Genomic DNA, 24,691 nt, shown 5'->3' on the forward strand with positions numbered 1-24,691 from the left:
GCGCTGTTGCGCCCTGTCCTTCCATGATCAGGCTGCAGGCGTTTTATGAGTGTATTCATACAGTCGATTTTGAGTGAGTTTAGCAATCTTTGTTCTGGTGCGGATTCAGTCTTGGTAGCCAACGGCAGCGCCCAGGCGCCGACCATGGCCTATCGCCTGCACGTCCCCAGAATTGAACTGACGGTTAAAGGCGTATTGAACATGCTGTTGCCAAAAGGTGAGGACAAAATCGTTAAGTACGATCGTCCCGTGGGTTCGATTACCTATATACCGGCAAACGGCTGGAATTTTCCGCAATGGTCTGCGCCTGTCATTTCCCTGTCCGTCGTATTTTGGAAACAGGATATCGGGTTCAGCATTATCAATTGGGATGGCGCTCAGTTTAAAGAAGTCGAGAAATTTAACCTGCAGAACACCAGCAGCACCGTGCGGGACAGGTTACTCGAACTGGCTGAATCGATGGCGTGGGCGCAAGATAAAACCAGTGAAACTTTTGCACACATTATTTATGCCTTAATCAGTGATATTTCCTATCAACTGGCTGAAGGCATGAAAGAACGGAAAGAGCCGATTTCGCTTATCGACGAAATTAAACGGTTTATTGATAATAATTATCATCATGAGATCAGCCGGGAGAGCGTTGCCGGTGTATTTAATATATCACCAGGATATCTTTCACGTTTATTTTCAAAAGACTCAGACGTTAAGTTCAATGAATATCTGAAATCAACCCGGATATCACGTTCACGGGTGCTGCTGACGAACACTGCGCTGAAGATTAATGAAGTTTCTGAACGCTGTGGGTTCACGGATACGAACTATTTTTGCAAAGTTTTCCGGGAGATTAATGATTGTACTCCTCTTGAATACAGGCGAAGAAACAAAGGTATAAGTTTATTATGACGCAGATAATCAAAGAAGAGGCACTTCACGCCAGCGGTGATAAAAAGCTAAGCATTGTTGCCGTTACCGCATGTGCGACAGGCGTTGCGCACACCTATATGGCTGCTGAACAGCTGGAAAGATTGGCAAAAGACAACAATCTGGCGATCAAGATCGAAACCCAGGGGGTGTTGGGAATAAAAAACAAGGTCACCGTGGCAGACGTCAACCTGGCGGATTTGGCGATCATCGCCTCCGACATCGCGATCGATGAACCATCGCGCTTTGATGGCTGCCGGATTATTAATGTCAGGATTAGTTCATTGTTGCTCAGGCCTTCCGAACTGATCGTGAGTATCAAGAAGATCATTCATCAGCCGCGAGGTAAGGTTATTGATTTATAGTCCGTAATGGTTTCTTCAATGCCCTGCTTACTCTTTATGATAAGAATCTTTTTTCTTAGATATGCGGGTGCCTGTTTAAAATCGCTTAACCGATTATTATCCATCCTCGCCATTTCCCATCCTGCCTAATATTAACCGGCCTACTTGCCGCTATTGCTCTTCACTCTGCCCAAATATTGCCCTCTGCCGCCGCTTCAGCCGCCAGCCAACGGCGAAAACGCTGATTGGCGCGTTGCAAAAGGGCGGATGCGTCGTACACCAGATAATAGGCCGTGATTGACGCTAGCGGCAGCCGTAACGGGTTGATCAACCGCCCCGCCGCCAACTCCTGGCGGACCAACGCGGTACGGATCAGCGCAATGCCTTTGCCGGCCAGCGCGGCGTCAATCGCCCCGTTGGAATCGACGAACACCGGGCCTGGCAAATGGGGCACCGTCTCAATCCCTGCCGATTGCAGCCACAAGGCCCAATCCTGCTTGTGTTCATCATGCAGCAACGTAAAGCGGAGCACCGCCGCCGGGGCGTCCAGGGCGCCGTGCTTTGCCAAAAGCGCCGGGCTGCATACCGGGCACAGATCATCGCTGACCAGCTTTTCCACTTCCAGCCCCGGATAGTGGCCAAGCCCGTGCCTGACGGCAAAGTCAACGCCTTCGGCCAGCAGATCCACCTTTCTATTGGTGGTATTAAGCTGGATGTCGATGCCGGGGCAAATTTTTTCAAAGCGGGGCAGCCGCGGCAACAGCCATTGCATGGCAAACCCGCTGGTGCAACTGACGGTAATGCTCCGTTGCTGGCTTTCGCTGCATAGCCGTTCGGTCGCCGCGTCGATCAGGGTAAACGCTGGTCTGATCGCCTGCAGATAGATCTGCCCTTCGCGGGTGAGCGCCAACTGGCGGTGGCTGCGAATAAACAGTCGTGCCTGCACCCGCGCCTCAAGTTTGGCGATCTGCTGGCTAACGGCCGCCGGCGTGACGTGTAGCTCCTCGGCGGCCTTTTTCATACTCATTAAACGCCCGGCGGCCTCAAAGCACATCAACGCATGCAAAGGTGGGAGCTTCATAGAAACCTCTGGTTGGGTTAAGAAAAACTAACTTACCTCAAAAAAAGCCGTTTGAGATACCCCCTGCCCCGATGCTGGAATGGCGCCGTAACACAATCAAACACGATAGATAAACCAGGAGCATATATGAGATGTGCAGATTACGGTCGGTTAATTCTGTTAGCCGCCATATGGGGCGCCAGTTTTCTTTTCATGCGCATTGCCGCGCCGGCATGGGGGGCAATGAACACCGCCTTTTTCCGCGTATTATTTGGCTTTGCCGGCCTGCTGGCGATAGTATTTTTCATCAAGGTCAAAGTTAATTTTTCAGGGAAGTTCGGCGTGTCGTTACTATTGGGGGTGATTAACTCCGGCGTGCCTTTCCTGATGTATTGCCTGGCGGCAAAGCTGTTGCCCGCCGGTTATTCGGCAATATTGAATGCCACCACGCCGTTAATGGGCGTGGTGTTGGGCAGCCTATTTTTCCATGAAGCCTTAACCGTTAAAAAAATGAGCGGGGTGGTGCTTGGGCTGGCCGGCATCGCTCTGATCACGGCAACCGGTGCGATGGTTTCTTTACATGCCGCCCTGCTAGGGAGCCTTGCCTGCCTGGTGGCGACCGGTTGTTATGCCGTAGCCGGTTTTTTGACCCGCCGCTGGATCGCCGAACGCGGCGGGCTGGAGGCCACCCTGGTCGCCACCGGTAGCCAGCTTGGGGCACTGTTGTTCCTGCTGCCCTTTTTTGTCTATTCCATTTTCACCGTGCCGCCAATCAACTGGCAACGGCCCGATGTCTGGCTCTGCGTGCTGGCCGTCGGCGTTATCTGCACGGCTTTCGCCTATGTGCTGTATTTCCGCCTGATCGCGGATATTGGCGCGCTGCGTGCGCTGACGGTGACGTTTTTAATTCCGCCGTTTGGGATTTTATGGGGCTACTTTTTTTTGGATGAACGCCTCTCGGCCGGTTTTATCGCCGGTGTGGCAGCGATCGGGATTGCGATCTGGCTGGTGGTGGGGGAACAAAATCCAGCCAAAAACCAGAGTGTGCGCCTGCGAAAATAATACGAACGTTGCCTGCCCGTTTCTGCAAGCCCTATACTAGGCGGCGTTCCGCTGGCGGCTATTTTGCAGCCCCTTTCGCTAACAAGCGCCCTATTTGCCCACATCCCTGATGATAATACCGGGCTACAGGCGCCATAGCGCGAAGCCGCCAGTATTTTTAAAAAAGCAACCGGAGTCATAATGAAGGAAAGCAGTAGTATATTGGAGTTAGATGATATTCATTATCAAATAGATGACACGGTTATTCTCGACTCCGTTTCTTTTAGCCTGCAACCCGGTGAATTTAAGTTGATCACCGGCCCTTCCGGGTGTGGCAAAAGTACCCTGCTGAAAATAATCTCTTCTTTGATCAGCCCCACGCGCGGGCGAATTCTCTTTGCGGGCAAAAATATTGATGACATCCCGCCAGAGGAATATCGCAAGCAGGTTTCTTATTGTTTTCAAACGCCGGCGCTGTTTGGCGACACCGTTTATGACAATCTGGCGTTGCCCTATCAAATCCGCAAGGTAAAACCGGACGAGCAAAAGCTGGCGCAGGATCTGCAGCGCTTTTCATTAGCGCCCGACATGTTGAAAAAAAGCATTAATGAGCTTTCCGGCGGAGAGAAACAGCGGGTTTCCCTGATCCGTAATCTGCAATTTTTACCCAAGGTCCTGCTGCTGGATGAAATCACCAGTGCGCTGGATGAAGAAAATAAAGCCAGGGTGAACGCGCTGATTCAGCAATACGTCAAACAGCAGCAAATGGCGGTGCTGTGGGTGACACACGATACCAACGAGATCGGCCACGCAGACGACGTGATCAGACTGAGCGCCAACGCACGGGCAAAGCCGGAGGAGAAAAACAATGAACCAACATAACATCACCAATGAGTCACTGGGCCTATCAATGCTCCTGGTGCTGATCGCCATTCTGATTAGCCACAAAGAAAAGCTGGGGCTGGAAAAGGACATCATCTGGAGCATTTGCCGGGCGGTCGTGCAACTGGTGATTGTCGGTTATGTGCTGAAATACATATTCGATCTGAACAATAGCCTGCTGACCGTGCTGATGGTGCTGTTCATCTGCTTTAACGCCGCTTATAACGCGCAAAAGCGCAGCAAATACATCGATCGTGCCTTTTTCATCTCCCTGGTGGCGATTACCACCGGAGCGGTGCTGACGCTGGCCGTGCTGGTGCTGACCCGCTCAATCGTGTTCACTCCCATGCAAGTGATCCCGATCTCCGGCATGATCGCGGGCAACGCGATGGTCGCCGTTGGCCTGTGCTACAACAATCTGGGGCAGCGCTTTAAAGACGAGCAGCAGAAAATTCAGGAAATGCTCAGCCTGGGGGCTTCGCCGAAGTTTGCCTCCGCCGCCTTGATCCGCGACAGCATTCGCGCCTCGCTGATCCCCACCGTGGATGCGGCGAAAACCGTTGGGTTGGTTAGCCTGCCTGGGATGATGTCCGGCCTGATATTTGCCGGCATCGATCCGGTGAAAGCGATTAAGTATCAGATTATGGTGACATTTATGTTGCTGGCCACTGCCAGCCTGTCGACCATCATTGCCAGCTACCTCGCCTATCGCAAGTTTTATAACCGCCGTGAACAGCTGATCGTCAGCCTATTGAAATAACCCGTCCGCAACGGCCCCGCAATGGGGCCGTTTGCTTAGCCGACATTATTTGCTACGGCTCAGGCGGCGGCTTGCGCGATACAAGGAATAACCGCTGGAATTATCAGCGTATTCCCGCTAAACGAGATTATTTCGCATTAGGCAAAAAAACGCTTTACAGCTGCGAATGATAATGATTATTATTGCCATGCGTTCTCGGGATGGTCATCAAATTTTGCTGCCATCACTTGAAGGCACGACATTGCTCACATTGCTTCCAGTGTTTACTTAGCCAGCTCGGGTGCTGGCTTTTTTTTTGCCTTGCGTTGGCGCTTCCCCTCTCGTTAATCCCTGTTTCTGGTGATGTTATTCCATCGAATTTCTTGAACAGAGAGGTGAGTTTTTTACGCTTTCTTCTTTTTCAGCCAGGCATAGACTGAATAAAACATTGAGGAGAGTTGAACATGATTTATTTACGTAAGGCACAAGATCGCGGCCATGCCAATCACGGTTGGCTGGATAGCTGGCATACCTTCTCGTTTGCAAACTACTATGATCCAGACTTCATGGGGTTCTCCGCACTGCGGGTGATTAATGAAGATGTGATCGACGGCGGGCAAGGCTTTGGCACCCATCCGCACAAGGATATGGAAATTCTGACCTACGTGTTGAGCGGCACGGTTGAACACCAGGACAGCATGGGCAACAAGGAGCAGATTAACGCCGGTGAGTTCCAGATCATGAGCGCCGGCACCGGGGTGCGCCATTCGGAGTACAATGCCAATAGCGATCGCCCGCTGCACCTGTACCAGATCTGGATTATCCCGGCACAGACCGGCCTGCCGCCGCGCTATGAACAGCGCATGTTCGACGCGCCGCAGGGGCGCCAACTGGTGCTATCGCCAGATGCGCGCGACGGTTCGCTGCAGGTCTTTCAGGATATGACGCTGTGGCGTTGGGCGCTGAACGACGGTGAACAGTCGGCATACCCGATCCCCGCCGGGCGGCGCATCTGGATCCAAGTGGTGCGCGGCAGCGTAACGGTTAACGGTCACCCAGCAGGCGCCAGCGATGCATTCGCCGTGTGGGATGAAACGGCATTGACCATCCAGGCCGCGCAAGACAGCGAAATATTGCTGTTCGATCTGCCGCCAGTATGATGCCGCGCTTATACCGGCCCCGCCCTGAGGCCGGCCTTGAGACAATAATACCGGGCCGCCATTTTTTTTGCTAAAATGGCGGCCCATTCACGGATTGCCAGTTCCTCAATAATGAAGAAAAAACGGCCGGTACTTCAAGATGTTGCAGATCGGGTTGGCGTCACCAAGATGACGGTAAGCCGTTATTTGCGCAATCCCGACCAGGTTTCAGCTTCTTTGCGGCAAAAAATTGCCGTTGCACTCGATGAGCTGGGCTATATTCCCAACCGCGCGCCGGACATTCTTTCCAATGCCACCAGCCGCGCTATCGGCGTGCTGTTGCCCTCGTTGACCAACCAGGTATTCGCCGAGGTGTTGCGCGGTATTGAGAGCGTGACCGACGCACACAATTACCAGACCATGCTGGCGCACTATGGCTATCTGCCGGAGCGTGAAGAAGAACGCCTGACGTCGTTATTGTCTTATAACATTGACGGCCTGATCCTCTCTGAACGCCACCATACGCCGCGCACCCGCAAAATGATTGAGATCGCCGGCATCCCGGTGGTGGAACTGATGGACTGCGTCTCGCCCTGTATCGATCTGGCGGTGGGCTTCAACAACTTTGAAGCCGCACGCCAGATGACCCAGCAGATCATCACCCGGGGCTACCGGCACGTGGTGTATCTGGGGGCGCGGCAGGATGAGCGCACCATCATTAAACAGCAAGGCTATGAGCAGGCCATGCGCGAATCTGGGCTGGAACCTTACAGCGTGATGACCAAACGCTCTTCTTCCTATTCAGGCGGTGGGGAGCTGTTGCGCCAGGCGCAGCGTGATTACCCGCAAATCGACAGCATTTTTTGTACCAATGATGACCTGGCGATCGGCGCGGCGTTCGAATGCCAGCGGCAAGGGTTGGCGATCCCGCAGGATATGGCGATTGCCGGTTTTCACGGCCACGACATCGGGCAGGTGATGACGCCAAAGCTGGCCAGCGTGCTGACGCCGCGTGAACGTATGGGGCAGATCGGCGCAGAGCGTCTACTGGCCCGCCTGCGCGGGGAAATGGTCGTGCCGAAAATGGTGGATGTCGGCTTTACCATCAGCCCCGGCGGCAGTATCTAATCGAATGATTTCGCCTTTAACGCCGTAACGCAGCGTTGCACTACGCTGGCGACGTCGGTATCAATATCGATGCAGATCACGTCTTTTTCATCCGGGCCGGGCGCTTCCAGCGCGTCAAACTGGCTTTTCAGCAACTCAGGCGGCATAAAGTGCCCGGCGCGCGCCTTCATGCGGTTGAGTATCACATCGAAGCTGCCTTTCAGGTAAATAAACACCATATTGTCGTTATCTTTGCGCAGGCGGTCGCGGTAGCGGCGTTTCAACGCGGAGCAGACAATAATGCCGGTTTCATTTTTATGAACCAGGCTATAGGCCGCATCATTCAACCGTTCCAGCCACGGCGCCCGATCGTCATCGTTGAGCGGGTGGCCGCTCGCCATCTTCTGGATATTGGCGCGTGGATGCAGATCGTCGCCGTCGATGAATTTTGCATGGATTTCCTGCGCCAACGCCGCGCCAATCGTGGATTTGCCGCTGCTGGAGACGCCCATCAGGATGATGCTTTTTCCGGCCATAATTTTGATCTCTATCTCAGAATGCGAATTTTGCTGGGTAACCTGGTTCCGAATATTATCATGTTACCGGTATCATGATACCGGTAACAAATGGAGATGTGATTATTGTCACAAAGGATAGATCACCCGAGATAAGAATTTTGTACCCCATCGCCCTCATGCTCTCTTGGCATCAGATGAGGGCGCCAATATAGAGCAAACACCCTGTTTGCCGCAGTATCGCAAACAGGCTAAGCAGTAAAAATTGGAGAAAAAATTATGCCATTAGTGATTGTTGCCGTCGGCGTAGCGCTACTGTTGCTGCTGATGATCCGCTTTAAGCTGAACGGCTTTATCTCTTTGGTGCTGGTTGCCCTGGCGGTTGGTATCATGCAAGGCATGCCGGTAGACAAAGTCATCGCCTCCATTAAAGCCGGCGTTGGCGGCACGCTTGGGAGCCTGGCATTGATCATGGGCTTCGGCGCCATGCTCGGCAAGCTGTTGGCGGACTGCGGCGGCGCACAACGCATCGCCACCACGTTGATCGATAAGTTCGGCAAAAAAAATATCCAGTGGGCAGTGGTGCTGACCGGTTTCACCGTCGGTTTTGCGCTGTTCTATGAAGTGGGTTTTGTGCTGCTGCTGCCGCTGGTATTTACCATTGCCGCTTCCGCTCGTATCCCGCTGCTGTATGTTGGGGTGCCGATGGCCGCAGCCCTCTCCGTTACCCACGGCTTTCTGCCGCCACACCCAGGGCCAACGGCAATCGCCACCATCTTCCATGCGGACATGGGGTTAACCCTGCTGTACGGCACCATATTGGCGATCCCCACCGTTATTCTGGCCGGGCCGGTGTATGCCCGTTTCCTGAAAGGGATTGATAAACCGGTACCGGAAGGTCTGTATAACCCGAAAACCTTCACCGAAGCAGAGATGCCGAGCTTTGGCGTCAGCGTGGCAACCGCGCTGGTGCCAGTGATCCTGATGGCGATGCGCGCCATCGCGGAGATGGTATTGCCGAAGGGCCATGCGGTGCTGCCTTACGCCGAGTTTTTTGGCGATCCGGTGATGGCAACGCTGATCTCGGTGCTGATAGCCATCTTTACCTTTGGTCTGAACCGTGGCCGCACCATGGATGAAGTGATGGGCACCATTACCGATTCGATAAAAATCATCGCCATGATGCTGTTGATCATCGGCGGTGGCGGCGCCTTCAAACAGGTGCTGGTCGATAGCGGCGTGGAGCAATACATTGCCGGCATGATGCACGGCAGCAATGTGTCGCCGCTGCTGATGGCTTGGTCGATTGCCGCGGTGTTGCGTATTGCGCTGGGCTCGGCAACCGTGGCAGCGATTACCGCCGGCGGTATTGCCGCCCCGCTGATCGCCACCACCGGCGTAAGCCCGGAGTTGATGGTGATTGCGGTCGGTTCCGGCAGCGTGATTTTCTCGCACGTGAACGATCCGGGCTTCTGGTTGTTCAAGGAGTATTTCAACCTGACCATCATGGAAACCATCAAATCCTGGTCAGTGCTGGAAACCATTATCTCAGTCTGCGGCCTGATCGGCTGCCTGCTGCTGGAAAGGCTGATTTAACCCGAAACGGGCGCGGCACGCCGCGCCCGTTTTCACAATCGCTATAGCTTGAGGTAGGCGCGCACCCCATCCAGGAACATTTGGGTGGAAAGCATCACCAGAATCAACCCCATCAGCCTTTCCAGGGCGCTCACGCCCTTGCTGCCCAGCAAACGCAAAAACAGGTTCGACAGCAGCAGGATGGTGGCTGAAATCCCCCAGGCAATCAGCAATGCCGCCACCAGGTGTGGCAATTGGTTCGGGTACTGGTGTGAAAGCAGCATCAACGCCGCCAAAATAGAAGGCCCGGCCACCAGCGGGATCGCCAACGGCACCAAAAAAGGCTCTTCACCGGCAGAAAGCCCGGTGCTGCTGCCCTCATTGGTAGGAAAAATCATTTTGATGGCAATCAGGAACAAGATAATACCGCCGGAGATCGAGACGGTTTCAGTGCGTAGATTGAGGAACGCCAAAATTTTCTCGCCGGCAAACAGGAACACCAGCATCAGCAGCAGAGCGATCAACAGCTCGCGGATCAGTACCACCCGGCGGCGGCGCGGCTCCAGGTGTTTGAGCACCGACATAAAAATGGGCAGGTTGCCAAGCGGATCCATAATTAAAAACAACAGCACCGTGGCTGAAATCATCTCTGTCATGCATTACCTCAGATTGTAATTGTGGCACCGGTGTTCCTGCCGGTACCTTGATGCCTATAAGCAAGATTGCTGATAATTCCCCGACAATCGAATAAATTCACTTTGCGCCCGTGCCTACATTTTGTAAGGTGAAGGGATAACTTAGTCGTCACTTTGCAGGCAGGACAGTAATATGAAAAATGTTGGTCTCATCGGTTGGCGCGGTATGGTTGGCTCCGTGCTCATGCAACGCATGGCCCAGGAGCGTGATTTCGACGCCATCCGCCCGGTATTCTTTTCCACCTCGCAGCACGGCGCTGCCGCGCCAGCCATCGGCGGCCAGCAGCAGGGCACGCTGCAGGATGCCTATGATATTGAAGCGCTGCGTGCGCTGGATATCATTATTACCTGCCAGGGCGGCGATTATACCAACGAAATTTACCCAAAGCTGCGTGAAAGCGGCTGGCAAGGCTATTGGATCGACGCAGCATCGTCTCTGCGCATGGAAAAAGACGCGATTATCATCTTGGATCCGGTTAACCATGAGGTGATTCAACAGGGGCTGGATAAAGGCATCAAAACCTTTGTTGGCGGTAACTGTACCGTCAGCCTGATGCTGATGTCGCTAGGCGGCCTGTTCGCCAACGATCTGGTGGAGTGGGCCTCTGTCGCCACTTATCAGGCGGCTTCTGGCGGCGGCGCACGCCACATGCGCGAACTGCTGACGCAAATGGGGATGCTGCATGCCGAAGTGGCGAAAGAGCTGCAGGATCCGGCCTCTGCCATTTTGGATATTGAACGCAAAGTCACCGAAGCGACCCGTTCCGGCAAACTGCCAACCGACAACTTTGGCGTGCCGCTGGCCGGCAGCCTGATCCCGTGGATCGACAAGCAGTTGGATAATGGCCAAAGCCGCGAAGAGTGGAAAGGCCAGGCGGAAACCAACAAGATTTTGAACACCAACAGCGTGATCCCGGTCGACGGCCTGTGCGTACGCGTCGGCGCCTTGCGCTGCCACAGCCAGGCATTCACCCTGAAGCTGAAAAAAGACGTTTCCCTGCCGGAAATCGAGCAACTGCTGGCGACCCATAACGACTGGGTGCGGGTGATCCCGAACGACCGCGAACTGTCGATGCGCGAACTGACGCCTGCGGCAGTCACCGGCACGCTGAACACGCCGGTTGGTCGCCTGCGCAAGCTGAATATGGGGCCACAGTACCTGTCTGCGTTTACCGTGGGCGATCAGTTGCTGTGGGGTGCGGCCGAACCGCTGCGCCGTATGCTGCGTATTCTGCTGTAACTCAGGCACCGCCGTCAGCCTGCGGCGGGGTTTCAATCAGCCAGGCATAGTGTGGCAACGCGCTATGCCTGGCCATAAAAACGCATTTGCTGCCAATTCCGGGCGCGCAACGTACCTGATAATTCACGGCTATCGCTATTAGCGCCATACAAACAACGGATTACCTGCTGCCCCACCCACTGTTTGGGTTTACCCACGCCCACCGTGTTTTTGCTTTCTCCCGGCGATAAAAAAATTCCTTGTGCTTACCCCCCTGTTTTTTACAGACATTGACTATGCTTACAAAACACGTTGGCCAAATTATAACCGGCGTGAAAAAGACCCATTAATAAGCAAAAAAAGCGCAATTTAGGGCGGAAATGTAAAGATTAATCAATAACCGACCGCAATCACGCTTTAGAGAGTGAATGAATTGCATGATAAACGCACAGGCAATGACTTTTGCGTTTTAGTCCCTCTTCAAGATCATGCTATTAAGCAAAGGAAGAAACTATGTCAGTACTTCCCGATCGTGACGTGATTAATCAGCTCATTTCCGGTCATTATGCCGATCCTTTCGCGCTGTTGGGCATGCATGCCACCGAGAGCGGCCTGCAGGTGCGCGCACTGTTGCCTGATGCGAACGAAGTTTGGGTGCAAGAAGCCAGTACCGGCCGCCGCCTGATCCAACTTAATTGTGACGATCCGCGCGGTTTTTTCAGCGCCACCATCCCACGGCGAAAAAACGCCTTTCGTTATCAACTACGGGTTAACTGGCACGATCACCAACAGATCGTGGAAGATCCCTATCGATTCGGCCCCTTATTGCAAGACATCGACAGCTGGCTGCTGGCAGAAGGCACGCATTTGCGCCCATACGAGCGGCTGGGGGCGCACCTGACCACGCTGGACGATGTTCCCGGCGTCAGCTTCGCCGTCTGGGCCCCCAACGCCCAGCGCGTTTCCGTGGTCGGCGAGTTCAACTTCTGGGATGGGCGCCGCCACCCAATGCGGCTGCGCAAGGAGAACGGCATCTGGGAACTGTTTTTGCCGGGGGTGCAAAGCGGGCAACTGTACAAATACGAAATCATCGATTGCTATGGCAATACCCAGTTAAAGGCCGATCCTTATGCGTTTGAAGCACAAATGCGGCCGGATACCGCTTCGCTGATCACCCCGCTACCTGACGTGGTGTACAACGCCCCGGAGCGCCAGCTTGCCAATGGCTTCGATCGCCCAATCTCCATTTACGAGGTGCATCTCGGCTCTTGGCGCCGCCACAGCGACAACAACTTCTGGCTCAGCTACCAGGAACTGGCGGAACAGCTGATCCCTTACGCGCAGGAAATGGGCTTCACCCATATCGAACTGCTGCCGATCAACGAGCACCCGTTCGACGGCAGTTGGGGCTACCAGCCGTTGGGCATGTATGCGCCCACCCGGCGCTTCGGCTCGCCGGCGGAATTCAAGGCCTTCGTCGACGCGGCGCATGCAGCGGGGATTAACGTCATCCTCGACTGGGTGCCGGGGCACTTTCCCAGCGACGCCTACGGCCTGGCCAACTTTGACGGCACGGCGCTGTATGAATACGCCGATCCGCGGGAAGGCTTCCACCAGGACTGGAACACCCTGATTTACAACTATGGCCGCCATGAAGTGCGTAACTATCTGGCGGGAAATGCCTTTTACTGGCTGGAACGCTTTGGCATCGATGCCCTGCGGGTGGATGCGGTTGCTTCGATGATCTATCGCGATTACAGCCGTGCCGAAGGGGAATGGGTGCCAAACTGCTATGGCGGCAACGAGAACCTGGAGGCGATCGCCTTTCTGCGCTACACCAACCAGACCATCGGCCAGGCCAGGCCGGGAGCAGTCACGCTGGCGGAGGAATCCACCGACTACCCCGGGGTGACGCTGCCGCCGGATGCCAACGGGCTGGGCTTCCACTACAAATGGAACCTGGGCTGGATGCACGACACGCTGGATTATATGCAGCTCGATCCGGTGTATCGCAAATATCACCACGGTAAGCTCACTTTCGGCATGCTGTATGCCTATACCGAAAACTTTGTGCTGCCGCTTTCGCACGATGAAGTGGTGCACGGCAAACGCTCGCTGCTCGATCGCATGCCGGGCGACGCCTGGCAAAAATTTGCCAACCTGCGCGCTTACTACGGCTTTATGTGGGCGCACCCCGGCAAAAAACTGCTGTTTATGGGCGGCGAGTTCGCCCAGGGCCGCGAGTGGAATTTTGACGCCAGCCTGGACTGGCACCTGCTGGAAGGCGCGGATAACTGGCACCACGGCGTGCAGCGCCTGGTGCGCGATCTCAACCACTGCTATCGCCGCCATGCGCCGCTGTATGAACGGGACTATTTCCCCGATGGATTCGAATGGCTGGTGGTCGACGATCACGAAAACTCGGTGTTCAGCTTTGCCCGCTACGATGCTCAGGGCAATACGCTGATCGTCATCAGCAATTTCACCCCGGTGCCGCGCTATCACTACCGCATCGGCATCGCGCAGCCGGGCGAGTACCTGGAAATCCTCAATACCGATTCGCACCACTACCACGGCGGTAATATCGGCAACCAGGGCGCCGTCATCTCAGAGCCAGTCGCCAGCCACGGCCGCGCGCACTCAATCAGCGTGACAGTCCCGCCACTGGCGACGGTTTACCTATTGCAGGGGGCGCGCTAATGGCGATGGAATCCGGCTTTGCCGCACCGCTGGGCGCACACTACGACGGCAACGGCATCAATTTTGCGCTCTATTCCACGCACGCTGAACGGGTAGAACTGTGCCTGTTCGACAGCACGGGAACGGAAACTCGCCTGCCGCTGCCGATGCACAGCGGCGATGTTTGGCATGGCTACCTACCGGGCGGCAAACCCGGCCAGCGTTACGGCTACCGGGTCTATGGGCCGTACGATCTGGCGCAGGGCCTGCGTTTTAACCCGGCGAAGCTACTGCTGGACCCGGCGGCGCGCGCGGTGGAAGGGCCGGTGGCGGACGATCCTCGCCTGCACGGCGGCTATGCGCAGCCGGATCCGCACGACAGCGCGGCGCTGGTGCCCAAATGCATCGTGATTGATGAACCCTATGATTGGGAAGACGATCGCCCGCCCGCCACCCCGTGGGGGGAAACGGTCATTTATGAAGCCCATGTGCGCGGCCTGACCCAGCAACACCCGGCCATCCCTACGGCACTGCGCGGCACGTTTGCCGCGCTTGGCCACCCAGCCATGATCGCCCATTTCCGCCGGCTGGGCATCACCGCGCTTGAGCTGTTGCCGGTTCAACAACACACCACGGAACCGCGGCTGCAGCGCCTTGGCCTGAGCAATTACTGGGGCTACAACGTGCTGGCGCCCTACGCGCCGGACAACCGCTTCGGCTCCCAGCGCCCCGGCATGACGCCGCTGCGTGAGCTGCGCGATGCGGTAAAAGCGCTGCATAAAGCCGGTATTGAAGTGATCCTGGACGTGGTGTTCAACCACAGCGCCGAGCTGGATCGCGACGGGCCGATGCTCTCGTTCAGCGGCATTGATAACCCGGCGTACTACTGGCTGACGCCGCAAGGGGACTATGTCAACCATACCGGCTGCGGCAATACCGTGCGCCTGGATCTGCCGGGCGGCGTGGCCTGGGTGCTGGACTGCCTGCATTTTTGGGTGCGGGAATGCCACGTTGACGGCTTTCGCTTCGATTTGGGCACGGTGCTGGGGCGTACACCGGCATTTGACCGCGATGCGCCGTTGATGCAGGCCATCCTGGCCGACGATACGCTTTCGCGCTGCAAGTTGATCGCCGAGCCGTGGGATATCGGCCCCGGCGGCTACCAGGTGGGGGCGTTCCCCGGGCGTTTCGCCGAATGGAACGACCATTTTCGTGATGATATGCGGCGCTTCTGGCTATGGGGGGATGTGCCCCTTGCCCTGTTCGCCCGGCGGTTCGCCGCCTCCAGCGATCTGTTCAACCAGCGTGGGCGAGCCCCTTACGCCAGCATCAACATGCTGACCGCCCACGACGGTTTTACCCTGCAGGACGTAGTGAGCTACAACCAAAAACACAACCTGCCAAACGGAGAGGAAAACCGCGACGGCAGCGAACGTAACTTTAGCCACAACCACGGCGTGGAAGGCCCGGTGGCCGATGATGCCGTGATACAACGGCGCAGAGCCAGCCAGCGGGTAATGCTGGCGACGCTGCTGCTTTCTCAGGGCACACCGATGTTGCTGGCCGGTGATGAGCATGGACATAGCCAGCAAGGCAACAACAATGCCTACTGCCAGGATAACGCCATTACCTGGCTGGATTGGGCCGCTGCCGATGATTCCCTTACCGCCTACACCGCCGCGCTGATCCGCCTGCGCCGCCAAATCCCCGCCTTGCGCGAGGATCGCTGGTGGCAGCAGGGCGACGGCAGCGTGGCCTGGCTGGATGCCAGCGGGAACCCGCTCAGCGCCCAGCAGTGGGAACACGGTGAAAGGCAACTGCAGATCCGGCTGTCGCAACGCTGGCTGGTGGTGATCAACGCCACCGCGCTGGCGGTGCAGATGACGTTACCTGAAGGCGATTGGCGCATTGTGGCCCCTTTTAATCAGGAAGACTCGCGGGCGGCTTTACCCGCCTGGCGCCAGGCCGCGCACTCGCTTTGCGTGCTGGCAAAGCAATAATAAGGAGTCCGCTATGGTTAGGTTTGAAAATAACGACCCCCTGATGTTGGCACGCCAACTACCGATTAAATCCGTCGCGCTTATCCTGGCCGGTGGCCGCGGTTCGCGTTTGAAAAATTTAACCTCAAACCGCGCCAAGCCTGCCGTTCACTTTGGCGGCAAGTTCCGCATCATCGATTTTGCCTTATCCAACTGCCTAAACTCCGGCATTCGCCGGATCGGCGTGATCACCCAATATCAATCCCATACTCTGGTGCAGCATATTCAGCGCGGCTGGTCGTTTCTGAATGAAGAAATGAACGAGTTTGTCGACCTGCTCCCCGCCCAACAGCGCCTGAGCACCGAGCATTGGTACAAGGGAACCGCCGACGCGGTTTATCAGAACCTGGATATCATCCGCCGCTATAACGCGGAATATGTGGTCATCCTGGCCGGCGATCACATCTATAAAATGGATTATTCGCGCATGTTGATCGACCACGTGGAAAAAGGTGCCCTGTGTACCGTGGCCTGCATTCCGGTGCCGCGCGGCGAAGCGTCTGAGTTCGGCGTGATGAGCGTCGATGACCAAGGGCGCATCATGGCGTTTCTGGAAAAACCGGCCGATCCGCCGGCCATGCCGGACAACCCCGATATGGCGCTGGCCAGCATGGGGATTTACATTTTTGACGCCGAATATCTGTTCCAACTGCTGGAAGAAGATATGTCCGTGCTGTCGTCCAGCCACGACTTCGGCAAAGACCTGATCCCGAAAATCACCGCCCAGCAGGCCGCCTGGGCGCACCCTTTCACGCTGTCCTGCGTGACCAGCAACCCCGACCTGCCGCCGTATTGGCGGGACGTGGGCACGCTGGACGCCTATTGGCGGGCCAATCTGGATCTGGCTTCGGTGACCCCGGAGCTGGATATGTACGATCGCGCCTGGCCCATCCGCACGCATATGGAGCCCCTGCCGCCGGCCAAGTTTGTGCAGGATCGCTCCGGCAGCCACGGCATGACCATGAACTCGCTGGTTTCCGGCGGCTGCATCGTCTCGGGTTCCGTGGTGGTGCACTCGGTGCTGTTCCCGCGCGTGCGGGTGAACTCTTTTTGCCATATTGATTCGGCGATATTGCTCCCCGACGTGAACGTGGGCCGCTCTTGCCGCCTGCGGCGCTGCGTTATCGATCGGGCCTGCCAGATCCCGGAAGGGATGGTGATAGGCGAGAACGCCGACGAAGACAGCAAACGCTTTTACCGCTCCGAAGGCGGGATTGTGCTGGTAACGCGCGACATGTTGTCGAAATTGTAGGGAAAGCCCGCTGCTCCCCTATATCTCTCAAAGGAATTAAGCCGAATTTCAGGAGTGATAATGCAGGTATTACACGTATGCTCTGAGATGTTCCCCCTGCTGAAAACAGGAGGGCTTGCAGACGTTGTAGGGGCATTGCCGGCAGCGGAAATTGCCGAGGGTGCTGATGTCCGGGTGCTGTTGCCGGGCTTTACCGACGTCTTCAAAGGTATCCCCGACACGGCGATGGTGGCCGAGATCGACTCGTTTGCCGGCCGCGTCGGGCTGCGTTACGGCGTTTATCAGGGGGTCGGCGTTTACCTGATTGATGCCCCCTGGCTGTACGATCGCCCAGGCAGCCCGTATCACGATCAGTCAATGTACGCCTATGCCGATAACCACCTGCGCTTCGCGCTGTTGGGCTGGATGGCCTGCGAGCTGGCCAAGGGGCTGGATCGCTACTGGCGGCCGGAGTTGGTGCATGCGCACGACTGGCATGCGGGCCTGGCCTGCGCCTATCTGGCGGCCAACGGCTACCCGGCGCGCGCGATGTTCACCGTGCACAACCTGGCTTATCAGGGGCTGTTCTCCGCCCACCACGTGAGCGAACTGTGGTTGCCGCCGGCGTTTTTTAACGTCTACGGCCTGGAGTTCCACGGCCAAATGTCCTACCTGAAGGCCGGTTTGTTCTATGCTGACCATATTACCGCCGTCAGCCCGACCTATGCCCGCGAGATCACCCGGCCGGAGTTTGGCTACGGGATGGAAGGATTATTGCAGGAACGGCATCGGCAGGGGCGGCTGAGCGGCATCCTCAACGGCGTGGATGAAAAAATTTGGGATCCGGCGCATGACGTGCGCCTGAGCGCCCGCTATGACGCCGACAATCTGAAGGAAAAGGCCAGAAACAAGGTATACCTGCAACGGGCCATGGGGCTGAAAGCGGACGAATCGCTGCCGGTATTCGCCGTGGTCAGCCGGCTCACCAGCCAGAAAGGGTTGGATCTGGTGCTGGAAGCCCTGCCCGCGCTGCTGGATCAGGGGGGGCAGTTGGTGCTGCTCGGCGCCGGGGATGCGGTGCTGCAGCAGGCCTTTCTGGCGGCGGCGGCCGATTACCCCGAGCAGGTGGGGGTGCAGATTGGTTATCACGAGGCGTTTTCGCATCGCATCATCGGCGGCGCGGACGTGATCATGGTGCCAAGCCGTTTTGAGCCCTGTGGGCTGACCCAGCTCTACGGGCTGAAATACGGCACGCTGCCGTTGGTGCGCCGCACCGGCGGCCTGGCGGATACGGTGGTTGACTGCGCGCTGGAAAACCTGGCCGACGGCACCGCCAGTGGGTTTGTGTTTGATGATAGTGACGCCAAAGCGCTGGGGAATGCTATCCGGCGCGCCATGGTACTGTGGAGCCGGCAGAAACACTGGCGCCATGTGCAACGCTACGCCATGGGGCTGGACTTTGGCTGGCACGTTGCGGCCAAGGCGTATCTGTCGCTTTATCAACGCTTGTTGTAATCACGCTACATGGGATCTCACAGCTATGACTTCACCGTTTAGTTACACCTCACCCACGGTCAGTGTGGAAGCGCTGAAACATTCCATCGCCTATAAACTGATGTTTATTGTCGGCAAGGACCCGGCCATTGCCACTAAGCACGATTGGCTGAACGCCACGCTGTTTGCGGTGCGCGATCGTATGGTGGAGCGCTGGTTGCGCTCCAGCCGCGCCCAGCTGTCGCAGGATGTGCGGCAGGTCTATTACCTGTCGATGGAGTTCCTGATTGGCCGGACGCTATCGAACGCGCTGCTGTCGATGGGGATTTATCACGACATCGATAAAGCGCTCAATGATATGGGGCTGGATCTGAGCGAACTGCTGGAGGAAGAGAACGATCCCGGTCTTGGCAACGGTGGACTGGGGCGCCTGGCCGCCTGCTTCCTGGATTCATTGGCGACGCTGGCGCTGCCGGGCTGCGGCTACGGTATCCGTTATGAATACGGCATGTTTAAGCAAAATATTGTTAACGGCCAGCAGATGGAATCGCCGGATTACTGGCTGGAATACGGCAACCCGTGGGAATTCCCGCGCCATAACACCCGCTACAAAGTGCGCTTTGGCGGCCGTATTCAACAGGAGGGGCTGAAAACCCGCTGGCTGGAGACCGAAGAAGTGTTGGCGATCGCTTATGATCAGGTGATACCTGGCTTTGATACCGCCGCCACCAACACACTGCGGTTGTGGAGCGCGCAAGCGAGTAATGAAATCAACCTGGGTAAGTTTAACCAAGGGGATTATTTTGCGGCGGTTGAGGATAAAAACCACTCGGAGAACGTGTCGCGCGTGCTCTACCCTGACGATTCCACCTATTCCGGCCGCGAGCTGCGCCTGCGCCAGGAGTATTTTCTGGTGTCGGCCACGGTGCAGGATATCCTCAACCGCCACTGGTGGATGCATAAAAGCTTCGACAACCTGGCCGACAAAATCGCCATCCATCTGAATGATACGCACCCGGTATTGTCGATCCCCGAGCTGATGCGGCTATTGATTGATGAGCACAAATACAGCTGGCAAGACGCCTGGGCGGTAACGGCGCAAGTCTTCTCCTATACCAACCACACGCTGATGAGCGAAGCGCTGGAAACCTGGCCGGTGGACATGCTGGGCAAGATCCTGCCGCGCCATCTGCAACTGATCTTCGAGATCAACGATCACTTCCTGAAACATGTGCAGGAACTGGCGCCCGGCGACAACGAGCTGCTGGCGCGTGTTTCCATCATTGACGAGGCTCACGGCCGGCAGGTGCGTATGGCCTGGCTGGCGGTGGTGGCCAGCCATAAGGTGAACGGGGTTTCCGTGCTGCACTCCGAACTGATGGTGCAGTCGCTGTTTGCCGATTTCGCCCGTATCTTCCCCACGCGCTTTTGTAATAAGACTAACGGGGTCACACCGCGCCGCTGGCTGGGGCTGGCTAACCCACCGCTTTCCGCGGTGCTGGACGACGCCATCGGCCAACACTGGCGCACCAACCTGAGCCAACTAAGCGAAATCAAAGCGAACGTGGATTACCCCAGCTTTCTGCAGTTGATCCGCGATGCCAAGCAGCAAAACAAACGGCGGCTGGCGATTTGGATCGCCCGCAACCTTAACGTGGTGCTCAACCCGGACGCGCTGTTCGACGTGCAGATCAAGCGCATTCACGAGTACAAACGGCAGTTGCTCAATGTGCTGCACGTGATCACCCGCTATAATCGCCTGCTGCAGGATCCAGATGCCGAAAGCGTGCCGCGCGTGGTGATTTTCGCCGGCAAAGCGGCTTCCGCTTACTATGCGGCAAAACAGATCATCCGCTTGATCAATGACGTGGCGCAGGTGATCAACAACGATCCGCGCATGCACGATCATCTCAAGGTGGTGTTTATCCCCAACTACAGCGTTAGCCTGGCGCAGTTGATCATCCCGGCGGCGGATCTTTCCGAGCAGATATCGTTGGCCGGCACCGAAGCCTCCGGCACCAGTAATATGAAGTTCGCGCTCAACGGCGCGCTGACCATCGGCACGCTGGACGGCGCCAACGTGGAAATGCTGGAACACGTGGGCGAAGACAACATCTTTATTTTCGGCAATACCGCCGAGCAAGTGGAGGCGCTGCGGGCGAACGGCTATAACCCGCGCAGCTATTACGAGCAGGATGCCGAATTGCATCAGGCGCTGACGCAGATTGCCACCGGCACGTTCAGCCCGGGCGAGCCAAACCGTTATAGCAACCTGTTTGATTCACTGGTGAATTTGGGCGATCACTACCAGTTGCTGGCAGATTACCGCAGCTACGTGGACATGCAGGATCGGGTGGATGAGGTCTACAGCAACCAGGATGACTGGACGCGGCGTACGGTGCTGAACATCGCCAATATGGGGTATTTCTCTTCCGATCGCACCATTCAAGAGTACGCGGACGAAATCTGGCACATTGAGCCGATCAAGCTGTAATGCCGGGGCAGGCCACAGGGGCGGTTGCCCCTGTGGTGTTAGCGTGCGGGCTTACGAGGCCAGCGACAGCGTTTTCGGTTTGCTGTGCTGGGCCAGCCATTCTTTAACGCGCGCCTGCTGCGCTTCGTCCAGCCACATGCCCAGTTTGGTGCGGCGCCAGATAGCATCGTCGAGTTCCACCACCCACTCTTTCGCCACCAGATAGCGCAGCTCCGCTTCATACAGCCCGTGGCCGAACGCTTCACCCAGATCGGCCAGGCCGTTGGCGCCGGCCAGGATCTGTTCGCTGTGGCTACCGTAGGTGCGCGCGTAGCGGCGGGCCAGCGCTTCTGGCAGCCAACCGTGCTTGCGGCGCAGTTTGGCGGCATAGCTGTCGCGATCGCCGCCGATATCGCTGCCGGGCAGGGCGCCGTTTTTAGTCCAGGCCGGGCCGGCTTTCGGGTAGTAGCGCGCCAGTTTTTCCAGCGCGTGCTCCGCCAGCTTGCGGTAGGTGGTGAGCTTGCCGCCGAACACCGACAGCAACGGCGCGTTGCCCTGATCGTCATGCACATCCAGCGTGTAATCGCGGGTGATGGCCTGCGGCGAATCAGATTCGTCATCGCACAGCGGGCGCACGCCTGAATAAGTCCAGACGATATCGTTACGGCCCAGCTGCTTCTTGAAGTGATCGTTGTAGACCTTCAGCAGGTAGTCGATTTCGCTATCGTCAATCTTCACGTCTTTGGGATCGCCGTGGTATTCCACATCCGTGGTGCCGATGATGGAGAATTCATCCAGCCACGGGATGACAAACACAATGCGGTGGTCTTCATTCTGCAGGATATACGCCTGCGGCTGGTTATGCGCCTTCGGCACCACGATGTGGCTGCCCTTGATCAGGCGGATACCGTAAGGCGATTTTAACTGCAGGCCATCGTCGAAGAAGTGTTTGACCCACGGGCCGGTGGCGTTGACCAGACCTTTGGCGCGCCAGCTAAGGGTTTTGCCGCTGTCGACGTCCGTGGCTTCGACCACCCATACGCCATCTTCCCGCCAGGCGCGGGTAACCTTGGTGCGGGTGCGCACTTCGCCGCCGCGTTCGACTACTTCCTGCGCGTTCAACACCACCAGGCGCGCATCATCAACCCAGCAGTCGGAATATTCGAAACCGCGCGTTAACGAAGGTTTTAACACCGAGTCAGAGCCAAAGCGCAAGCCCTTGCTGCCCGGCAGGCTGGTGCGTTTGCCCAGATGGTCATACAAGAACAGCCCGGTGCGGATCATCCACGCCGGGCGCAAATGCGGCTGGTGCGGCAGACGGAAACGCATGGGAAAAGCAATGTGCGGCGCCAGTTTCAACAGCACCTCGCGCTCGGCCAGCGCCTCGCTGACCAGGCGGAATTCGTAGTGTTCCAGATAACGCAGGCCACCGTGAATCAGTTTGGAACTGGCGGAAGACGTAGCGCAGGCCAAGTCTTGCGCTTCCAGTAGCAGTACGGACAGCCCGCGGCCGGCAGCATCCGCCGCGATGCCGGCACCGTTAATGCCACCACCGATAACGATCAAGTCTTTGGTTTCCACGTCGATTCCCTCCAAATGTTCGAAATAGCTCTAACATGTTCGTTTTCGCTCATGATTGTAATCAAAAACCAACAAACAAGCCAAGAGTTAACCAAACAAAAACATTTATGCGTGATAGAGGTAACAGTTTGGTGATGATTGCACGACGAATTGCGTATTTTTGCCGTATCGTCATCCTCGCAAAACAGTTTGAGCACAGGCCATTCATAACCCGCTTCTTTATATGGGCATTGTGGGGAAATGGAGCACGGGGGTTGAAGCCATTGAAGGCGCCGAACGGCGGATTAGCCTATGCGCAGTGACACAGTGAGGGCAGCCGCGCAGCGGCCGCCTGATATGGCGCAGGCTGCAGCGCCACAGAAAACCCGGGTATTATCGCCATTATCAGCGGCGAAACCTCCCCGGATAAATTACCCCTGCCCATAATAAGCACCGGGGCCATGCTTGCGGCTAAAATGCTTTTCCATCAGGTGCTCATCGATAGGCCGAATATCCCGGTTAATACCACAGCTAATCCATGCCATCTTTGCCACTTCCTCCATGACGACCGCATTGTGCACCGCTTCCTCCGGCGTTTTCCCCCAGCAGAACGGCCCGTGCTGATACACCACAATCCCCGGCGTATGCAACGGCTCGTGATCGGCCAAGGTTTCCACAATCACTAATCCGGTATGATGCTCATACGCCTGCGCCACCTCGCCGGCCGACAGCCCGCGAGTGCAGGGAATATCCCCGGCAAAATAATCCGCATGGGTGGTGCCAAGCGCCGGAATCGGCTTGCCGGCCTGCGCCCAGGCGGTTGCGTGTGTGGAATGGGTGTGCACAATGCCGCCCAGTTGCGGATACTGCTGGTACAACACCAAATGCGTGGGCGTATCCGATGAGGGGCGCAGCGCCCCTTCCACCACCTCGCCGGCCATATTGACCACCACCATATCCGCAGGCTGTAACTCGGCATAGGGAACGCCGCTGGGTTTAATCACCACCCATTGACGCGCCCGATCGATGCCGCTGACGTTGCCCCAGGTATAGGTCACCAGCCCATGCGCCGGCAACGCCATATTGGCGGCGAATACCTGCTGTTTTAATTGCTCCAGCATGATCCTGCTCCTATCGTTAGCCCGGCGCGGCGCATCTGCGCCACCACCCAGGCGCGCGCCGCGCTGACTTCACTGACCGGATCGGCGGCGGTTTCACTCCACATTTCAATCAAATACGGGCCGCAGTAGCCGCTGTTCAACAACGTTTCAAAGCACGCGTCAAACTCAACCACCCCATCGCCAAACGGCACGTTCTTAAACTGGCCCGGCCGGGTATCCTTAACGTGTACCGCCACGATATGCCCACGCCCCGCCGCCAGCTCCATCTGCACGTCGTTATCCCAGGCCGACAGGTTGCCAATATCCGGGTAGAGCTGGAACCACGGGTTATTCAGATAATGGGCATAGCCCAACGCCTTGCTGATTGAATTCATCAGCGGATAATCCATGATCTCCATAGCCAGCATCACCTGCGCGCGGCTGGCCATTTCCACCGCTTGCGCCAACCCGGCACGGAACCGGGCACGGGTATCCCCGTTGCTCTGCTGGTAATAAACATCGTAGCCCGCCAGTTGGATCAACCGGATACCGGTATCCTGCGCCAGTTGGATGGCCTTTTGCATGATCGACAGCCCCTGCGCCCGCACGCCGTCGTCTTCGCTGCCCAACGGGAAGCGCCGATGCGCGCTCAGGCACATCGAAGGCACCCGGACGCCGGAAACCAATACGGCGTCCACCAGCGCCAGGCGCTGTTCGCGGCTCCAGTCCAGCCTAGCCAGGCGTTCATCGCTTTCGTCGATCGACATTTCAACAAAATCGAACCCCAGTTCACGCGCCAACTGCAGGCGCGCCAGCCAGTCTTCCCCCTGCGGCAGGGCTTTTTCATAGATGCCGAGCGAAACGGCTTTTTGCAACAT

The 24,691-nt window shown here is 56.9% G+C and carries 20 protein-coding genes; 14 read left to right on the forward strand and 6 right to left on the reverse strand.

The window, feature by feature from the left end; genetic code table 11:
• Positions 1 to 45 precede the first annotated feature (45 nt).
• Together ABFX35_RS22690 and ABFX35_RS22695 are read left to right on the forward strand one after the other, a co-directional pair.
• Entirely contained in the window at positions 46 to 903 is an 858-nt protein-coding gene (locus tag ABFX35_RS22690) for a helix-turn-helix transcriptional regulator (RefSeq protein ID WP_346083020.1), read from the forward strand.
• A complete protein-coding gene (locus ABFX35_RS22695) occupies positions 900 to 1,286 on the forward strand; it encodes a PTS fructose transporter subunit IIB (RefSeq protein ID WP_346083022.1) in 387 nt (128 codons plus the stop codon). Before ABFX35_RS22690 ends, ABFX35_RS22695 begins: the two co-directional genes overlap by 4 nt.
• A 160-nt stretch (positions 1,287 to 1,446) precedes the next feature.
• Here the strand turns inward: ABFX35_RS22695 and gcvA are convergent, their stop codons facing one another.
• The gene (gcvA, locus tag ABFX35_RS22700; RefSeq protein WP_346083024.1) at positions 1,447 to 2,346 is read right to left on the reverse strand and encodes a transcriptional regulator GcvA; all 900 of its coding nucleotides are present in this window, start codon (positions 2,344 to 2,346) and stop codon (positions 1,447 to 1,449) included.
• 126 nt (positions 2,347 to 2,472) lie between these two features.
• Between gcvA and ABFX35_RS22705 the strand changes: the two genes are divergently transcribed.
• The 5 genes from ABFX35_RS22705 (at position 2,473) to gntR (ending at position 7,254) form a co-directional block, all read left to right on the forward strand.
• Positions 2,473 to 3,387, forward strand: a complete 915-nt coding sequence (locus ABFX35_RS22705; RefSeq protein WP_346083025.1) for a DMT family transporter — start codon at positions 2,473 to 2,475, stop codon at positions 3,385 to 3,387.
• A 180-nt stretch (positions 3,388 to 3,567) separates the two neighbouring features.
• Positions 3,568 to 4,248 (forward strand): iron efflux ABC transporter ATP-binding subunit FetA, encoded by a 681-nt coding sequence (gene fetA / locus ABFX35_RS22710; RefSeq protein ID WP_346083026.1) that lies wholly within the window; start codon positions 3,568 to 3,570, stop codon positions 4,246 to 4,248.
• Positions 4,235 to 5,008: an iron efflux ABC transporter permease subunit FetB gene (fetB, locus tag ABFX35_RS22715; RefSeq protein ID WP_279028745.1), complete on the forward strand. Its 774-nt coding sequence runs from the start codon at positions 4,235 to 4,237 to the stop codon at positions 5,006 to 5,008. Before fetA ends, fetB begins: the two co-directional genes overlap by 14 nt.
• 443 nt (positions 5,009 to 5,451) lie before the next feature.
• Positions 5,452 to 6,147, forward strand: a complete 696-nt coding sequence (locus ABFX35_RS22720; RefSeq protein ID WP_346083028.1) for a pirin family protein — start codon at positions 5,452 to 5,454, stop codon at positions 6,145 to 6,147.
• A gap of 111 nt (positions 6,148 to 6,258) precedes the next feature.
• Positions 6,259 to 7,254, forward strand: coding sequence for a gluconate operon transcriptional repressor GntR (gntR, locus tag ABFX35_RS22725; RefSeq protein WP_346083029.1), 996 nt, complete (start codon positions 6,259 to 6,261; stop codon positions 7,252 to 7,254).
• On the opposite strand, the gene ABFX35_RS22730 is transcribed toward gntR, so the two are convergent.
• Positions 7,251 to 7,769 carry a gluconokinase gene (locus ABFX35_RS22730; RefSeq protein WP_279028750.1) on the reverse strand — a complete coding sequence of 173 codons (519 nt, stop codon included), beginning with the start codon at positions 7,767 to 7,769 and terminating at the stop codon, positions 7,251 to 7,253. The genes gntR and ABFX35_RS22730 overlap by 4 nt on opposite strands.
• A gap of 258 nt (positions 7,770 to 8,027) precedes the next feature.
• On the opposite strand from ABFX35_RS22730, the gene gntT reads away from it, so the two are divergent.
• Complete coding sequence (gntT, locus tag ABFX35_RS22735) at positions 8,028 to 9,344, forward strand: gluconate transporter (protein ID WP_346083030.1); 1,317 nt, start codon at positions 8,028 to 8,030, stop codon at positions 9,342 to 9,344.
• 41 nt (positions 9,345 to 9,385) lie between these two features.
• Here gntT and ABFX35_RS22740 read toward each other — a convergent pair whose 3' ends face one another.
• Positions 9,386 to 9,979, reverse strand: a complete 594-nt coding sequence (locus tag ABFX35_RS22740) for a YhgN family NAAT transporter (RefSeq protein WP_183096540.1) — start codon at positions 9,977 to 9,979, stop codon at positions 9,386 to 9,388.
• A 172-nt stretch (positions 9,980 to 10,151) separates the two neighbouring features.
• Between ABFX35_RS22740 and asd the strand changes: the two genes are divergently transcribed.
• From asd to glgP, 6 genes are all read left to right on the forward strand, one after another.
• Positions 10,152 to 11,258, forward strand: coding sequence for an aspartate-semialdehyde dehydrogenase (gene asd / locus ABFX35_RS22745; RefSeq protein ID WP_346083032.1), 1,107 nt, complete (start codon positions 10,152 to 10,154; stop codon positions 11,256 to 11,258).
• 492 nt (positions 11,259 to 11,750) lie between these two features.
• Positions 11,751 to 13,937 (forward strand): 1,4-alpha-glucan branching enzyme, encoded by a 2,187-nt coding sequence (glgB, locus tag ABFX35_RS22750; RefSeq protein ID WP_346083033.1) that lies wholly within the window; start codon positions 11,751 to 11,753, stop codon positions 13,935 to 13,937.
• Entirely contained in the window at positions 13,937 to 15,916 is a 1,980-nt protein-coding gene (gene glgX, locus ABFX35_RS22755; protein ID WP_346083034.1) for a glycogen debranching protein GlgX, read from the forward strand. The genes glgB and glgX overlap by 1 nt, the downstream gene beginning before the upstream one ends.
• 13 nt (positions 15,917 to 15,929) lie before the next feature.
• Complete coding sequence (gene glgC / locus ABFX35_RS22760) at positions 15,930 to 17,207, forward strand: glucose-1-phosphate adenylyltransferase (protein WP_095846696.1); 1,278 nt, start codon at positions 15,930 to 15,932, stop codon at positions 17,205 to 17,207.
• A 60-nt stretch (positions 17,208 to 17,267) separates the two neighbouring features.
• Positions 17,268 to 18,701, forward strand: coding sequence for a glycogen synthase GlgA (glgA, locus tag ABFX35_RS22765; protein ID WP_346083035.1), 1,434 nt, complete (start codon positions 17,268 to 17,270; stop codon positions 18,699 to 18,701).
• 25 nt (positions 18,702 to 18,726) lie between these two features.
• The gene (gene glgP, locus ABFX35_RS22770; RefSeq protein ID WP_346083037.1) at positions 18,727 to 21,174 is read left to right on the forward strand and encodes a glycogen phosphorylase; all 2,448 of its coding nucleotides are present in this window, start codon (positions 18,727 to 18,729) and stop codon (positions 21,172 to 21,174) included.
• Positions 21,175 to 21,225: 51 nt separating this feature from the next.
• Here the strand turns inward: glgP and glpD are convergent, their stop codons facing one another.
• The 3 genes from glpD to ABFX35_RS22785 all read right to left on the reverse strand — a co-directional run bounded on the left by glpD (position 21,226) and on the right by ABFX35_RS22785 (position 24,691).
• Positions 21,226 to 22,734 (reverse strand): glycerol-3-phosphate dehydrogenase, encoded by a 1,509-nt coding sequence (gene glpD / locus ABFX35_RS22775; RefSeq protein WP_346083038.1) that lies wholly within the window; start codon positions 22,732 to 22,734, stop codon positions 21,226 to 21,228.
• A gap of 410 nt (positions 22,735 to 23,144) precedes the next feature.
• Positions 23,145 to 23,831 (reverse strand): L-ribulose-5-phosphate 4-epimerase, encoded by a 687-nt coding sequence (locus ABFX35_RS22780; RefSeq protein ID WP_095849021.1) that lies wholly within the window; start codon positions 23,829 to 23,831, stop codon positions 23,145 to 23,147.
• Positions 23,819 to 24,691, reverse strand: a complete 873-nt coding sequence (locus ABFX35_RS22785) for an L-ribulose-5-phosphate 3-epimerase (protein ID WP_095846692.1) — start codon at positions 24,689 to 24,691, stop codon at positions 23,819 to 23,821. The genes ABFX35_RS22780 and ABFX35_RS22785 overlap by 13 nt, the downstream gene beginning before the upstream one ends.

It is taken from the genome of Gibbsiella dentisursi, from assembly GCF_039539505.1.
GTDB lineage: Bacteria > Pseudomonadota > Gammaproteobacteria > Enterobacterales > Enterobacteriaceae > Gibbsiella > Gibbsiella quercinecans.

Bases quoted from the DNA above. Each gene is read 5' to 3' on its own strand.
- glgP (WP_346083037.1), top strand. From the start codon at position 18,727: ATGACTTCACCGTTTAGTTACACCTCACCCACGGTCAGTGTGGAAGCG.
- glgX (WP_346083034.1), top strand. From the start codon at position 13,937: ATGGCGATGGAATCCGGCTTTGCCGCACCGCTGGGCGCACACTACGAC.
- fetA (WP_346083026.1), top strand. From the start codon at position 3,568: ATGAAGGAAAGCAGTAGTATATTGGAGTTAGATGATATTCATTATCAA.
- ABFX35_RS22730 (WP_279028750.1), bottom strand. From the start codon at position 7,769: ATGGCCGGAAAAAGCATCATCCTGATGGGCGTCTCCAGCAGCGGCAAA.
- gntR (WP_346083029.1), top strand. From the start codon at position 6,259: ATGAAGAAAAAACGGCCGGTACTTCAAGATGTTGCAGATCGGGTTGGC.
- ABFX35_RS22705 (WP_346083025.1), top strand. From the start codon at position 2,473: ATGAGATGTGCAGATTACGGTCGGTTAATTCTGTTAGCCGCCATATGG.
- fetB (WP_279028745.1), top strand. From the start codon at position 4,235: ATGAACCAACATAACATCACCAATGAGTCACTGGGCCTATCAATGCTC.
- ABFX35_RS22695 (WP_346083022.1), top strand. From the start codon at position 900: ATGACGCAGATAATCAAAGAAGAGGCACTTCACGCCAGCGGTGATAAA.
- ABFX35_RS22785 (WP_095846692.1), bottom strand. From the start codon at position 24,691: ATGTTGCAAAAAGCCGTTTCGCTCGGCATCTATGAAAAAGCCCTGCCG.
- ABFX35_RS22720 (WP_346083028.1), top strand. From the start codon at position 5,452: ATGATTTATTTACGTAAGGCACAAGATCGCGGCCATGCCAATCACGGT.
- ABFX35_RS22690 (WP_346083020.1), top strand. From the start codon at position 46: ATGAGTGTATTCATACAGTCGATTTTGAGTGAGTTTAGCAATCTTTGT.
- glgB (WP_346083033.1), top strand. From the start codon at position 11,751: ATGTCAGTACTTCCCGATCGTGACGTGATTAATCAGCTCATTTCCGGT.
- ABFX35_RS22740 (WP_183096540.1), bottom strand. From the start codon at position 9,979: ATGACAGAGATGATTTCAGCCACGGTGCTGTTGTTTTTAATTATGGAT.
- gcvA (WP_346083024.1), bottom strand. From the start codon at position 2,346: ATGAAGCTCCCACCTTTGCATGCGTTGATGTGCTTTGAGGCCGCCGGG.
- asd (WP_346083032.1), top strand. From the start codon at position 10,152: ATGAAAAATGTTGGTCTCATCGGTTGGCGCGGTATGGTTGGCTCCGTG.
- glgA (WP_346083035.1), top strand. From the start codon at position 17,268: ATGCAGGTATTACACGTATGCTCTGAGATGTTCCCCCTGCTGAAAACA.
- gntT (WP_346083030.1), top strand. From the start codon at position 8,028: ATGCCATTAGTGATTGTTGCCGTCGGCGTAGCGCTACTGTTGCTGCTG.
- glgC (WP_095846696.1), top strand. From the start codon at position 15,930: ATGGTTAGGTTTGAAAATAACGACCCCCTGATGTTGGCACGCCAACTA.